We start from the raw sequence: 11,558 nt of genomic DNA, 5'->3' as shown, positions 1-11,558 counted from the left end.
ACCAGCTGGCGCGCGCGCGCGCCGCCGGTCGGCGCAGCGCCTCGGCCGCGCGCACGCCGGTGCGCCCCGTGGTCGAAGCCATCGCGCGCACGGTCGGCCGCATCCACGGCGGCCGGGTGGTGATCGATGTTGATGGCGACGGCGAGGTCGCCTTCCGCGGCGAGCGCCAGGACCTTGAAGAGATGGTCGGCAACCTCATCGACAATGCCGCCGTGCACGGTGGCGGCCGGGTGTTCGTCACCATCAGCCGGCGCGATGCGATGCTCGACATCATGGTGGAGGATGACGGCCCCGGTATCCCGGCCGCCAAGCGCAGCCGGCTGTTCGCGCGCGGCGAGCGGCTGGACACCGACAAGCCGGGCACTGGCCTCGGCCTCGCCATCGTCAAGGACGTGGCCGAGCTTTATGGAGGCGATGTCAGCCTGGCGGATTCGGAGGATCTGGGCGGGCTGGCGGTGACGCTGCACCTGCCGGCCGCCGCATAGTCCACTCCGTTCAGCCCTGCTGGGCCTGGTGGTGGCGGATCACCTCGTCGATGATGAAGCGCAGGAATTTCTCGGAGAATTCAGGGTCCAGATTGGCGCTGCTTGCCAGTTGGCGCAGGCGGGCGATCTGTTCGGCCTCGCGGCCGGGATCGGCGGGCGGCAGGCCGTGGGTGGCCTTGTGGCGGCCCACCGCCTGGGTGATCTTGAAGCGTTCGGCCAGCATGAACACCAGTGCAGCATCAATATTGTCAATGCTTTCGCGATAGGCCTTCAGAACCGCGTCCGACACGTGCCGCTCCCCTCACAGCCCGCGCGCACCGGCGTTGGGCCATCGCCACCTTCTTTGCGGCACAGCGGCGCGGTGAGCAAGGCCGCGCTTGCGCAAGTCCACGGCTGCGGTATGGGAAGGTCCGTGAGCGCCACCGTCCACACCCTTCGCCCCGGCCGCGAGCCGTCGATGCAGTCGTTGATGAATTTGACGGCGCCGGGCCTCAATGCCGTCAACCATGTCATCCTTGATCGCATGCAGTCGCCGGTGGCGCTGATCCCGGAACTGGCCGGTCACCTGATCGCCGGCGGCGGCAAGCGGTTGCGGCCGATGCTCACCCTGGGCTGCGCCAGCCTGCTGGGCTATGCCGGCACGCGCCACCACAAGCTGGCGGCCGCGGTGGAGTTCATCCACACCGCCACGCTGCTCCACGACGATGTCGTCGACGCCTCGGGCCTCAGGCGCGGCAAGGCCACGGCCAATGCGCTTTATGGCAATCCGGCGAGCGTGCTGGTGGGAGACTTCCTGTTTTCCCGCGCCTTCGAACTGATGGTCGAGGATGGCAGCTTGCGGGTGCTCAAGATCCTGTCGCGCGCCTCGGCGGTGATCGCCGAAGGGGAGGTGGCGCAGCTCACCGCCCAGCGCGATGTATCGACCACTGAAGATCGCTATCTGGAGATCATCAGCGCCAAGACCGCCGCGCTGTTCGCCGCTGCCTGCCAGATCGCCGGCGTGGTGGCCGAATGTGACGAGAAGCTGGTGGAGGCGCTGGCCAGCTATGGCCGCGATCTCGGTATCGCCTTCCAGCTGGTCGATGATGCCATCGATTATGTGTCCGATGCCGCCACCATGGGCAAGAATGCCGGCGACGATTTCCGCGACGGCAAGATCACCCTGCCGGTGATCCTGGCCTATGCGCGTGGCTCAGAGGACGATCGCGTCTTCTGGCAGCAGGCGATGAGCGGCCGGGCCAATGGCGAGGCTGAACTGGCGCGCGCCGGCCAGCTGCTGCAATCCACCAAGGCGGTGGCGGACACCATGGCCCGGGCCCGCCATTATGGCCAGCGCGCCATCGATGTGCTGGCCGGCTTCCCGGCCGGGCCGGCGCGTGCGGCGCTCACCGAAACGGTCGAGTTCGCCATTGCGCGGGCCTATTGACCTCAGGTCGGTTCGGCTTCGCCTTCCATCAATTCCAGTGTCCGCCCGGTGATTCCCAACGCGGCAAACTGCGCCCGCCATGCCGCCAGGTGCGGCGTTTCAAAATGCGCCGCCAGTGCCGCCCGGTCGCGCCAACGCTCGACGACATGGATCAGGCCAGGCTCAAACAGGTCCTGCGCATAGGCATAGGCGATGCACCCCGGTTCGGCTCTGCTCGCCGTCACCATCGCCGCCATCGCGGGCAGAGCGTCGACCAGGCCAGCGGCAGGCAGCCTGAAGGTTCCCGTCACCACGATCATGCCGCTGTATCTCCTTCGCCGATCCCCTCTTGCCGGTCGCGGCGTGTCGCGGCAAGAAAGGTCCATGCACGCCCGGCTCTATCAGCGCCCCAAGCACGCCCTGCAATCGGGCCGCGCCCACACCGGTGAATGGCTGCTGGAGTTCGAGCGCGACGACCGGCTGCGCGCCGATCCGTTGACCGGCTGGGCCGGCAGCGGCTTCACAGCCGGGCAGGTGCAACTGCGCTTTTCCTCGCGGGCGGCCGCGCTCGCTTATGCCGCCGCCAATGGCCTCGAGGTCGAGATTGTGCCGCTGGGCCCGCGCACCCTGAAGCTGCAGGCCTACGCCGACAATTTCCGCTGAGCGCGCGCCGGGTTCCCCACTGGATTTTCCGGCCCAACACGTTCATGGGCCAGCCAACGCGCCCATAGCTCAGCTGGATAGAGCACGTGCCTTCTAAGCTCGGGGTCGCAGGTTCGAGTCCTGCTGGGCGCGCCACTCACGCCGCTGGCGCGCGGTCTCGTTCCGTCCAGAAAGATGGCCGTCAAAGCAGGCCCGCAATTCCCGGAGACCGGAAACTGCGGGCCTGCATGTCACCTCAGTGCATTCAACGTGGCTGCTGTTGCTGCGCGCGGCGGCTGTCGTGCCCGCCATTGCGGTACAGGATGTCGCGAGCCATTGCGGCATCAACGCCAGCGCCGCTTACGTCAACGGATACCAGAATGCCGCCTTCGCCCATGCGGGTCTCGTAATAGCGCTGGTCATCCTCGTCGATGCCGCGATCCGACATCACGCTGGCGAGAGAACCGGCGACGGCGCCAACGGCAGCACCTACGACCGCTGCGGTCGGTATCGCGGCGGCCGCGATGGCGCCTGCCGCCACCAGGGGGCCGACCCCCGGGATGGCCAGAGCCGCAACGCCCAGCGCGGTACCGACGCCGGCGCCAAGGGCCGCCTTGCCCAGGAAGTCCCCGCTCGTGTCATTGCCGGCGCCATCGGCGGTGCTGGTGTCGCCTTCCGTCCGACCCATTACCGAGATCGCCGAATCCTTGATTCCGGCCTCACGCAGTTCCGACAGGGATTGATCAACATCCTCATGCGTGTCGAACACGGCTGATACGTAGTTTCCGTTCATCACAGTCTCCTTCTTGGGTTGAGCTGTAGGAACGCGTCAGCCGTCGGGCTGTTCCGATATAACGGAAATAAACTTCTCAAAGCCGCAACGCAAATTCTGACTGTCTCGACGCCATTTATCCAGCACTGGAACTTTCATAACTCTCGGGCGTTCAACTGAAGGACGCAGGATTATTGGAGAATTGACATGAAGAACTATCTTCTTGTGGCTACCGTCACGTCGTTTTCTCTCGGCAGCCTTGCGCTTGCCGGCTGTGGTGAGAGCGCGCGTGATCCTGCCAGCAAGGGCAGGGCGGCGGATGGAAGCTCGGTCGGAAACGGGGGTGATCCGGTCCCGCCGCTGCCGCCCCCCATGCGCAGCACCGACAACCGCGGTGTTGACCGCAGCGCGGCATCGGCGCCGGGGGACTATGTTGCAGCCGCAGCGTCGGGCGACCAGTTCGAGATCCAGTCAAGCCGACTGGTCCTCGAACGCTCGCGCAGCGACCTCGTCAAGGGCTTTGCCCGGACGATGGTGGAGGATCACCGAACGGCCACGGAACGGTTGAAGGCAGTCGCGCAGCAGGTCTCGCTCGAGGCGCCGCGAGCGACCATGCTGCCCAAACACCTGAAGCAGCTGGAAGAGCTGCGCAGCGCCGGGGGCAACCTTGACCAGCTTTATCTCACCCAGCAGCGCGCCGCGCACGCCGAGGCCATCGACCTGCACCGGGGGATGAGCAGCGCCGCCGGCATGCCCAAACCGCTGGGCCTGTTCGCGCGGGACATGCTCTCACGGGTCGAGGGCCATGCCAGGATGCTGGACGGTATCACCCTCTCCCCGGCAGCGATCTGATCATGGCGGCGCGGCAATGGCGCGTCGGAATGATCGCCAGGCGGATCATCACGTCCAAGCCGGTGAGTGACGCCTATGGGCGCGACACCGAAGCGGCGTTCATGGCCGGCGCAGCGCTGGTGATGGCATCGGTGCTGGCTGGCCTGTGGCTCGTGGGCGGGCTGGGCGCGGAGATTGGCGGGGACACTGGCCGGCGCCCGCCAACGGAATCTACCGTGGCTGGCGAACGGCCTGCGTGATGAGCCGTCAAGGCCCATGCGTGAATGCCGGCGCTGCCCGCCGGCGCCCTGCTTGTCTACCGTGATTGTCATGCCCCGGTCCGGTCCTCGGCAAGGTCTGCCACCGCCGGGGCGATGGATTGCCGCTCGGGCGATCAAGGAGACGAGTATGACGACCAATCAGAATCGCGGCTCAGCCGCAGACATGGACAGCAAGGACAAGGGCAGCTCCGGCAAGACCGAGAGCCGCAGCACCGCCAGCAGCGGCGCAGACGACAAGACCTCGGCAAAGTCGGGCAGCAAGTCGGCGAAGTCCGGCAGCAAGTCCGGCGGCAAAGGCATGACTGCCAGGAAGTCGTGATCCTTCTGGCCGGGCCAGGCGGCCCGGCCAGTTGCCGGCCGGCAGCCGTGCGCTGGACCGGCCAACATGGGCGCCGGCCATGACCTGGGTACAGATCGTGGCAGCGGTTGGCGCCGCGGCATCGATGCTCAGCTTTGCCCCGCAGGCCTGGGCCATCATCCGCAAGGGGTCCACCCAAGGCCTGTCGCGCCCGATGTATGCGCTGACCGTCCTTGCCTTCGCCTGCTGGCTCACCTTCGGCATCGCGCAGCGGCAATGGGCGTTGATCGTGCCGAACGCCATCTGCCTCATCCTGGCCGTCTTCATTCTGGCCATGATCCTGCTGCCGGCGCGCCGGACTGCGCAGGTCTCGCACGCGCTCGACCCGACCGCACCACCCTGATCCCCCCTAGTTCGCCATGGCCTGTTCCAGCGCACGCACGGCGACCAGGCTGGGCGCATCGGTGTCGCGGTGTGCGTCCGCCCGCATCCCGAACAGGCCGGTGGGGCAGATGCGGTTGTTCTCCCAGCCCGGATAATGGGTTACCGGATAGAGGCAGGCCCCGAGCAGCGGCACGCCGAGGCCGATCGCCACCTGGCATTCCTGGCCGACATAGTGCAGCCACCCGGCCCGGGCCGGGCCTTCGGCGCCGGTCTCGGCCAGCAGCATGGGGTGCTTCGGATAGCGTGCCGCAGCCAGCGCCAGCAGGTCCGAAAGCGCCTTGAACCCCGGTGCGCCAAAGGCCGCCGTGCTGCCGCCGATCCACCATTGATTGTGCGGATAATGGTTCCAGCCAATGACATCGGCCAATGCAGGGTCACCGCCCAGATCGGGCCGCGCCCGTCCCAATACCCAGTCCAGGGCCTCGAACTGGGCTGCAATGGCATCATCGGCAGCGGCCTGCAGACTGGCATCGGAACAGGCGACATGGATCAGCGGTTCGGCCCACAGCAGCCGGGCAGCGGGATCGACGGCCCGAATGGCGCCAGCGGCGGCGATGGCGCTGCGGACCAGCTGTTCCTTGAGGCGATAGCCTTGGCCGTGCGCATTGGGATACATCCAGCCCATCTCGCCGCCGGCAAAGGCCATGTAGCCGATTTCGTTGAGCGGGCAGAACTGGCCGGGCCTGCCGGTGCGCTGCCGATGGACGTCGGCAGCGGCGGCGGCGAATTCGGCGACCCGGCGCGGAAAATCGGCGGACCAGATATCGTGGATGTCGGGGATGCCGAAATGCACCAGATCCCACCAGACGCTGGTCCCGGCCGCTTCGGCTCCGTCCAGCTGCCGCGACCAGCTATCCCAGTCATGGCGCCCGGGGGCGGTTTCGATTTGATGCCAGCGCAAGCCGTCGCGCGCCCACAGCAGACCGGAATCACTGAGCCGCGCATAATCCTGCGCCGCGATCACATCGTGCCCGGTCGCCGCGATGACATCCAGCCGCTTGCCATCAGCGCGGCGGTGGCTGGAACATTCGAAGCCGCCGCCCATGAAACTCGGGAAGCCGGCGGGCCTCTGGTTCACGCGGCGATCCGCGGCGTTCGCGGCAGCGCGGCATCGAGCCGCTGAAAGCTGGCCAGGGCCTGCCCCACCACCTGGTCCATGTTGTAATAGCGATAGGTGGCAAGTCGCCCGACAAACCAGGTGTCGGCCTCAGCCTTGGCCAGCGCCTCATAGCGTTTGAACAGGGCCTCGTTCTCGGGCCGCGGAATGGGATAATAGGGATCCCCTTCCGCGCTAGGATACTCATAGGTGAGGGTGGTTAGGGGGTGCACTTGCCCGGTGATGTGCTTCACCTCGGTGATGCGGGTATAGTCCTGATCCTGCGGATAATTCACCGTCCCCACCGCCTGGAACTGCGGCTGGCCGAGCGTGACATGCCGGAACTGCAGCGAGCGATAGGGCAGAACGCCATGGACATGGTTGAAATAGGCGTCGATCGGACCGGTGTAGATCATCCGCGCCGGCCGCTGATCGGCCGGAAGGGCCAGTCCGTCGGTTTCCAGCTGCACGCTGATCAGCGGATGATAGAGCATGCGCGCGAACATGGCACTGTAGCCTGCGGACGGCATCGCCTGGAAACTGTCGGTGAAATAGCGGTCGTCGTCATTGGTCCGGGTCGGAATGCGCGCAGTGACCGAACGGTTGAGCTCCGACGGGTCCAGCCCCCATTGCTTGCGCGTGTAGCCGCGGAAGAATTTCTCATAGAGTTCGCGGCCGATGGCAGCGACAACAACGTCTTCGGATGTCTCGACAGTGTCCACCGGTTCGGCGCGGGCGGCCAGAAAGGCGGCGGCGCCAGCCTCGTCGAGGTCAAGGCCATAGAGCATGTTGATCGTGGTGCGATTGATGGGAATGGGCACCAGCAGCCCGTCCACCGCCGCCAGCACGCGATGTTCATAGGGCCGCCACCCGGTGAACTGCGAGAGATAGCGCACGATGGCATCGCTGTTGGTGTGGAAGATGTGCGGTCCATAGCAATGGTAAAGAAGCCCGTCCGCGTTCAACCGGTCGTGGGCGTTGCCGCCGATATGGTTGCGCTTGTCGACCACCAGCACCCGGTCGCCGCGCACGCTGGCCAGCCGTTCGGCCATGACGGCGCCGGCGAAGCCCGCGCCCACGACGATCCAGTCATGCATCGGCATATTCCACGTCGCTGGCCACCGCTTCGACAATGCGGCCCTGCATCGATGCCCAGGTGCTGTCCCAGGAGGATGTGGCGAGCTGCGCGCTCACCGCCCGCCGCCATTCCGGAAGCGCCGCATCGGCGATCGCGGCATCGATGCCGCGGGAAAAGTCGGCTGGCGTGGCACCGATGCGCACCAGACCCAGCGTCGCATAGGGATTGATGACATCGCGCACCGGCGTCGAGACGACCGGCAAGCCGGCCGCCAGAAATTCGGGCGTCTTGGTGGGGCTGATGAAGCGGGTGGCATCGTTGAGCGCAAATGGCATGATCCCGCAATCCCAGTGATGCAGATGGCGCGGAAGCTCGGCATAGTCACGGCTGCCCAGCCAATGGATGTTCGCGCGCTCCGGGCAGGTGGCGGGATCGATCTTCACCACCGGGCCGACCATGATGAAGGCCAGATCCGGCCGCATCGCCGACACCGCGTCGAGCAGCGCCATGTCCATGCGTTCGTCGATCACGCCGAAGAAGCCCACCCGTGGCCGGCCGATCATCGCCAGTTCCGGTGGTTCGGGCAGCGGTTTGGCGCGGTCGCGGCGGAAATGTTCGACATCGATGCTGGATGGCACCGGATGGATGTTGTGATGGCGATGCCGCTTGGCCTCATAAAGGCTGAAGCCCCCGGTGAAGACTAGGTCGGCGCGGGCCATAAGCTCGGTCTCAAGCTGGCCGATGCTGCTGTCGGCCAGGTGGAACAGGGCAAGTTCGTCCATGTTGTCGTACACCGTGACTGTCGCCGGCATGTTGCGCGCAAATTCGAGCGCCATCGGCGTGTAGAACCAGGCGATGTCGACCACGTCGCCCTTCAGCAGGCGCGTCATCAGCCCTTCGAGCAGGCAACTGCGCACCGCAGGCGCCAATCCGCAGGGCAGGACCGGCGTGGCGATGGTGACGCCGCGGTCTTCCGTGAGACACCACACTGGCGCGTCTGCTGTCTGTTCGATCGGTTCTTCCACATAGATGACGCGATGGGTGCGGGCGGCCCGGGTCAGCAAGTGCTGTGGCCGCTGGAAGACGAAATTCCATCGCAGATGCGAAAAGCAGACCAGCAGGGGGGGCGCGGCACTGCCCGACTTGGCCGAACCGGTTGAAACGGAAACAGTCGCCATGTCATGGCCCCTTGCTCTTAGCGCCGGCGCAGGGGCGCGGCCGCTGTAGTGGTCGCCAGAGGCAGGACCGGCCCGGCAACCCATTGCCATCGATTTCAACCGCACCAGCGCGCATCTCGCTGGTCATGATCGCCGATCCCGGTGGCGCCAAGCATTGATGGCGGGACCGGAACCGGCGATCGCGTCCCAGCCCTGGGGGAGGGCTGAAACAGAGGCCGGATCAGGCGGCCACGGTTACCGCACCGGTGCGCCGGCGGGCTATCGTTCCCACCGCACCGAAGCCCAGCAGCAGCATCGCCCAGGTCTCGGGTTCAGGCACGGCATTGCCCTCGATGAAGGCTGACCCGGCAAACGAGCCGGCGGTGTTGGCATCAAAGGCCGAACCGAAGCCGTTGGCGGCAATGGTGAACGGCGGCGTGATGCCGGTGAAGGCCAGCGAGAAGTTGCGGAAATCGAAGTCGGGCAGGGTGAACAGGCTCGACGTATAGCCGATCATGTTGAACGGATCGGTGGAGATCAGGCTGCCCGAGCCGCCATTGGCGTCGAAGTTGAACGTCGCATTGGTGAAGGCCACGGTGAGCTGGCTGATCCCGCTGGTGAAGGACATCTGGCCATCCCAGCCGGTCTGTTCGAACTGCGGCCCGGTGTTGACCACAGGCGCGCTGGAACTGGCGGTGATCGACAACACGGAGTTGTAGACACCCGGCGGGGCATATTCGGTCGCCACCAGGAAGGCCGGTGCCTGATCGATGGTCAACGTGTTGCCGATGGCAGACAGGCCATATTGCGCAACCTTGGTGCTGGATTGCTGGGTGAACTGCGCGAAGGTCACCGAATCGATGTCGATGGCCAGCGCCGGCACGGCGATCAGCAGGGACGCCAAAGCGGCACCCGCGACATGTGTCATGGTCTTCATGGGATAGCCCCTTGGTTGCGGTGCCCGCCGGACATGGCGACACCCGGTGCAACAGTGGGCGCGCGTCCGCTGCTCTGTCAGAGCCGGAATCTACTGCCCGCACCTTGGCGTGGCCTTGCGGAATCTGCCCACCCACCGACCGGGCGGTCGCCGTGGAACCGATCACGTCCCCGTGCGTTGCGCCTGTTTGGAACCATCAACAGGAGTCCATGCGCCATGACCACCAGACATTATGCCGTGCTGATCGCCCTCGCTTCGGCCATCACGCTGACCGCGTGCGAGAAATCAACCAAGGATGCACAGGCCGACGCCGTGCGCGATACCAGCGATGCAGCCGGCGCCGACATCGACCGCCGGGCCGATGCGGTGTTGGATCGGGGCGAGGCCATGGGCAACGCTGCCGAGAAGCAGGCCGAAGCGGGCGCGGACGCCATGCGGGAAACGGCCGACGATGTGCGCGACCGCGGCGAGCGCCAGGCCGATGCCGTAGAGGCCGGCACCTCCGGCGCCACCACCCGTACCGACCGGATTACCACCACCACCCAGCCCGATCCGCAGTAACCGGCCCCCGGGGAGCGAGGGGGCATCGGGCTTGGACGGTTCCGGTGCCCCCTTTGTCTGACGGCGCTGCGACCGTGGCCGGCCACGCTCAACGCTGGGAAGGCAGGTCCGCTTCGGCCGGGGCCGCCAACCGGTGCGCCATCGCCATGATCTGATCGAGGGCCGGCATGGTACTGGCCGGCACATCGGCGCGCGGCACTGCCAGCTGTCCGCTGTCCAGCAGGGCGCGCACGGCCGCGCGGCCGCGGGCCACGCGGCTCTTCACCGTGCCCACCGCACAGTCGCTGATCGCTGCCGCCTCCTCGCAGCTCAGCCCACTGGCGCCGACCAGGATCAGCGCCTCGCGCTGTTCGACCGGCAGTTGCATCAGGGCGCGCTGCAGATCGGCCAGCGCCACGTGATGGTCTTGACCCGGTCGCACGGCCAGCAGACGCTCGGCGGCTGCCTCGTCCCAGGCCCCCGTGAAGCGGCTGCGACGCGCCATCGAGAAATGGATGTTGCGCAGGATGACATGGGTCCAGGCGCGCATGCTGGTGCCGGCCACGAACCGGTCACGCGCCGTCCACGCCTTCAGCATGGTTTCCTGCACCAGGTCGTCGGCCAGATCGGCGCTGCCTGACAGCGACCGGCCATAGGCGCGCAAGTGGGGGATGGCAGCCGCCAGCTCGGCCTTGAAGCGTGCATCCTGTTCCCTGTCGTCCTGAGGCTCATCACACCGGGGAAGCGGCGCCGAACCAAAGCTGGGCAGCAGCGTGGCGGCTACCAGCACAACTCCTAGAGGGCGAGCGCCCGTCGGTGCACGGGAGGGCCGATCCGGTCGTTCATCAGCAAGCCAGGGATTCGGGAGCATGATGGCAGAGACCTTTCGTGCGGCAACGCACAGGCGGCGCAAACGGGCGCGGCTTGGGCAGAGGCCATCTCAAAGATCAGTGCCATTCAGCTTGGCCGGCGGCCATTGACGGCAATTACGCATGCCGTGTCGCCAGCTTCGGTAGGATTACCGTTGTCTTGCCCTGGCATCGGTTGGCCGCAGTTCACCGGGCCTGCAAACAAGCTGCATCCCCCACCGCCCTATTGTGAAGGCTGGTGGAGGATGCAGCTTTGGCATGTCATTCCGATTGGTCGGCTTCGCCAGGCGATGTCATTGGCCCGGCTGGATGATGATTTCAACGCGGCGGTTCTGGGGCTCCCGCTGGCCATCGGCGGTGTCGACCCGCATTTCGTCCTCGCCCTGCGAGCGGATGCTGATGCGCGACCGCTCGATGCCCATCGCCTCCAGCGCCGTCTGCACGGCTTCGGCCCGTTGCAGGCCCAGGGCCTGGTTGTAGGGCTGGCTGCCGGCCCGATCGGTATGCCCGGTCACCGACAGGGTGGCGCTGCCGGTGCGGCGGGCGGCTCCGGCGGCTTCGGCCACGATCTGCCGCGCGTCCGGGGTCAGGACATTCTGATCGAAGTCGAAGAACACCAGCATCGGGCCGGGGGGTGGTTCCGGAGCCGCTGCCGGGGCCGGCTGCGGCATAGGCGGCGGCGGTGCCGGCATTTCCTGCGGCGGCGGCGGTGGTGGGGCGGGC

The 11,558-nt window shown here is 66.6% G+C and carries 17 protein-coding genes and 1 tRNA gene; 9 read left to right on the top strand and 9 right to left on the bottom strand.

Features of this window, described 5'->3' with window-relative positions; translation table 11 throughout:
- Nucleotides 1–485: ATP-binding protein (locus GJV64_RS06490; RefSeq protein WP_235927628.1), on the top strand; the 485-nt coding region annotated here is incomplete at its 5' end.
- Nucleotides 486–495: 10 nt separating this feature from the next.
- Here the strand turns inward: GJV64_RS06490 and GJV64_RS06485 are convergent.
- Nucleotides 496–774, bottom strand: a complete 279-nt coding sequence (locus GJV64_RS06485; protein ID WP_164156459.1) for a chorismate mutase — start codon at nucleotides 772–774, stop codon at nucleotides 496–498.
- Between the two features lie 111 nt (nucleotides 775–885).
- Here GJV64_RS06485 and GJV64_RS06480 point away from each other — a divergent pair, with 111 nt between their 5' ends.
- Entirely contained in the window at nucleotides 886–1,911 is a 1,026-nt protein-coding gene (locus GJV64_RS06480; protein ID WP_164156458.1) for a polyprenyl synthetase family protein, read from the top strand.
- Between the two features lie 2 nt (nucleotides 1,912–1,913).
- Here the strand turns inward: GJV64_RS06480 and GJV64_RS06475 are convergent, their stop codons facing one another.
- Nucleotides 1,914–2,210, bottom strand: a complete 297-nt coding sequence (locus tag GJV64_RS06475) for a putative quinol monooxygenase (protein ID WP_164156457.1) — start codon at nucleotides 2,208–2,210, stop codon at nucleotides 1,914–1,916.
- 64 nt (nucleotides 2,211–2,274) lie between these two features.
- On the opposite strand from GJV64_RS06475, the gene GJV64_RS06470 reads away from it, so the two are divergent.
- Together GJV64_RS06470 and GJV64_RS06465 are read left to right on the top strand one after the other, a co-directional pair.
- Nucleotides 2,275–2,553, top strand: coding sequence for an NADH dehydrogenase ubiquinone Fe-S protein 4 (locus GJV64_RS06470; RefSeq protein ID WP_164156456.1), 279 nt, complete (start codon nucleotides 2,275–2,277; stop codon nucleotides 2,551–2,553).
- A 58-nt stretch (nucleotides 2,554–2,611) separates the two neighbouring features.
- A tRNA-Arg gene (locus tag GJV64_RS06465) sits at nucleotides 2,612–2,688 on the top strand.
- Nucleotides 2,689–2,797: 109 nt separating this feature from the next.
- On the opposite strand, the gene GJV64_RS06460 is transcribed toward GJV64_RS06465, so the two are convergent.
- Entirely contained in the window at nucleotides 2,798–3,325 is a 528-nt protein-coding gene (locus tag GJV64_RS06460) for a hypothetical protein (protein WP_164156455.1), read from the bottom strand.
- Between the two features lie 186 nt (nucleotides 3,326–3,511).
- Between GJV64_RS06460 and GJV64_RS06455 the strand changes: the two genes are divergently transcribed.
- From GJV64_RS06455 to GJV64_RS06440, 4 genes are all read left to right on the top strand, one after another.
- Nucleotides 3,512–4,156 carry a DUF4142 domain-containing protein gene (locus GJV64_RS06455; protein ID WP_164156454.1) on the top strand — a complete coding sequence of 215 codons (645 nt, stop codon included), beginning with the start codon at nucleotides 3,512–3,514 and terminating at the stop codon, nucleotides 4,154–4,156.
- A gap of 29 nt (nucleotides 4,157–4,185) precedes the next feature.
- Nucleotides 4,186–4,395, top strand: coding sequence for a hypothetical protein (locus GJV64_RS06450; RefSeq protein WP_164156453.1), 210 nt, complete (start codon nucleotides 4,186–4,188; stop codon nucleotides 4,393–4,395).
- A gap of 184 nt (nucleotides 4,396–4,579) precedes the next feature.
- Nucleotides 4,580–4,735 carry a hypothetical protein gene (locus GJV64_RS06445; RefSeq protein WP_164156452.1) on the top strand — a complete coding sequence of 52 codons (156 nt, stop codon included), beginning with the start codon at nucleotides 4,580–4,582 and terminating at the stop codon, nucleotides 4,733–4,735.
- Nucleotides 4,736–4,814: 79 nt separating this feature from the next.
- The gene (locus GJV64_RS06440) at nucleotides 4,815–5,117 is read left to right on the top strand and encodes a SemiSWEET family sugar transporter (RefSeq protein WP_164156451.1); all 303 of its coding nucleotides are present in this window, start codon (nucleotides 4,815–4,817) and stop codon (nucleotides 5,115–5,117) included.
- A gap of 6 nt (nucleotides 5,118–5,123) precedes the next feature.
- Here GJV64_RS06440 and GJV64_RS06435 read toward each other — a convergent pair whose 3' ends face one another.
- The 4 genes from GJV64_RS06435 to GJV64_RS06420 all read right to left on the bottom strand — a co-directional run bounded on the left by GJV64_RS06435 (nucleotide 5,124) and on the right by GJV64_RS06420 (nucleotide 9,426).
- Entirely contained in the window at nucleotides 5,124–6,236 is a 1,113-nt protein-coding gene (locus GJV64_RS06435) for a beta-glucosidase (protein ID WP_164156450.1), read from the bottom strand.
- Nucleotides 6,233–7,351, bottom strand: a complete 1,119-nt coding sequence (gene glf / locus GJV64_RS15590; protein ID WP_164156449.1) for a UDP-galactopyranose mutase — start codon at nucleotides 7,349–7,351, stop codon at nucleotides 6,233–6,235. Before glf ends, GJV64_RS06435 begins: the two co-directional genes overlap by 4 nt.
- Nucleotides 7,344–8,510: a glycosyltransferase gene (locus GJV64_RS15585; RefSeq protein ID WP_164156448.1), complete on the bottom strand. Its 1,167-nt coding sequence runs from the start codon at nucleotides 8,508–8,510 to the stop codon at nucleotides 7,344–7,346. The genes glf and GJV64_RS15585 overlap by 8 nt, the downstream gene beginning before the upstream one ends.
- Nucleotides 8,511–8,730: 220 nt before the next feature.
- Nucleotides 8,731–9,426, bottom strand: coding sequence for a PEPxxWA-CTERM sorting domain-containing protein (locus tag GJV64_RS06420; protein ID WP_164156447.1), 696 nt, complete (start codon nucleotides 9,424–9,426; stop codon nucleotides 8,731–8,733).
- A gap of 216 nt (nucleotides 9,427–9,642) precedes the next feature.
- Between GJV64_RS06420 and GJV64_RS06415 the strand changes: the two genes are divergently transcribed.
- A complete protein-coding gene (locus GJV64_RS06415; protein WP_164156446.1) occupies nucleotides 9,643–9,987 on the top strand; it encodes a hypothetical protein in 345 nt (114 codons plus the stop codon).
- 88 nt (nucleotides 9,988–10,075) lie between these two features.
- Here the strand turns inward: GJV64_RS06415 and GJV64_RS06410 are convergent, their stop codons facing one another.
- Nucleotides 10,076–10,753, bottom strand: coding sequence for a sigma-70 family RNA polymerase sigma factor (locus GJV64_RS06410; protein WP_408014971.1), 678 nt, complete (start codon nucleotides 10,751–10,753; stop codon nucleotides 10,076–10,078).
- A gap of 375 nt (nucleotides 10,754–11,128) precedes the next feature.
- Nucleotides 11,129–11,558, bottom strand: a 430-nt coding sequence (locus tag GJV64_RS06405; RefSeq protein ID WP_205599548.1) for an OmpA family protein, incomplete at its 5' end; no start/stop codon positions are given.

The sequence above is a fragment of the Sandarakinorhabdus rubra genome, from assembly GCF_010994245.1.
Taxonomy (GTDB): domain Bacteria; phylum Pseudomonadota; class Alphaproteobacteria; order Sphingomonadales; family Sphingomonadaceae; genus Sandarakinorhabdus; species Sandarakinorhabdus rubra.
The sequence above is the reverse complement of the archived record's forward strand: the minus strand, read 5'-3'. Positions and strand labels throughout refer to the sequence as shown.

Coding starts and splice junctions, on each gene's coding strand:
- GJV64_RS06480 (WP_164156458.1), top strand. CDS start 886: ATGGGAAGGTCCGTGAGCGCCACCGTCCACACCCTTCGCCCCGGCCGC.
- GJV64_RS06475 (WP_164156457.1), bottom strand. CDS start 2,210: ATGATCGTGGTGACGGGAACCTTCAGGCTGCCTGCCGCTGGCCTGGTC.
- GJV64_RS06470 (WP_164156456.1), top strand. CDS start 2,275: ATGCACGCCCGGCTCTATCAGCGCCCCAAGCACGCCCTGCAATCGGGC.
- GJV64_RS06460 (WP_164156455.1), bottom strand. CDS start 3,325: ATGAACGGAAACTACGTATCAGCCGTGTTCGACACGCATGAGGATGTT.
- GJV64_RS06455 (WP_164156454.1), top strand. CDS start 3,512: ATGAAGAACTATCTTCTTGTGGCTACCGTCACGTCGTTTTCTCTCGGC.
- GJV64_RS06450 (WP_164156453.1), top strand. CDS start 4,186: ATGATCGCCAGGCGGATCATCACGTCCAAGCCGGTGAGTGACGCCTAT.
- GJV64_RS06445 (WP_164156452.1), top strand. CDS start 4,580: ATGGACAGCAAGGACAAGGGCAGCTCCGGCAAGACCGAGAGCCGCAGC.
- GJV64_RS06440 (WP_164156451.1), top strand. CDS start 4,815: ATGACCTGGGTACAGATCGTGGCAGCGGTTGGCGCCGCGGCATCGATG.
- glf (WP_164156449.1), bottom strand. CDS start 7,351: ATGCATGACTGGATCGTCGTGGGCGCGGGCTTCGCCGGCGCCGTCATG.
- GJV64_RS15585 (WP_164156448.1), bottom strand. CDS start 8,510: ATGGCGACTGTTTCCGTTTCAACCGGTTCGGCCAAGTCGGGCAGTGCC.
- GJV64_RS06420 (WP_164156447.1), bottom strand. CDS start 9,426: ATGAAGACCATGACACATGTCGCGGGTGCCGCTTTGGCGTCCCTGCTG.
- GJV64_RS06415 (WP_164156446.1), top strand. CDS start 9,643: ATGACCACCAGACATTATGCCGTGCTGATCGCCCTCGCTTCGGCCATC.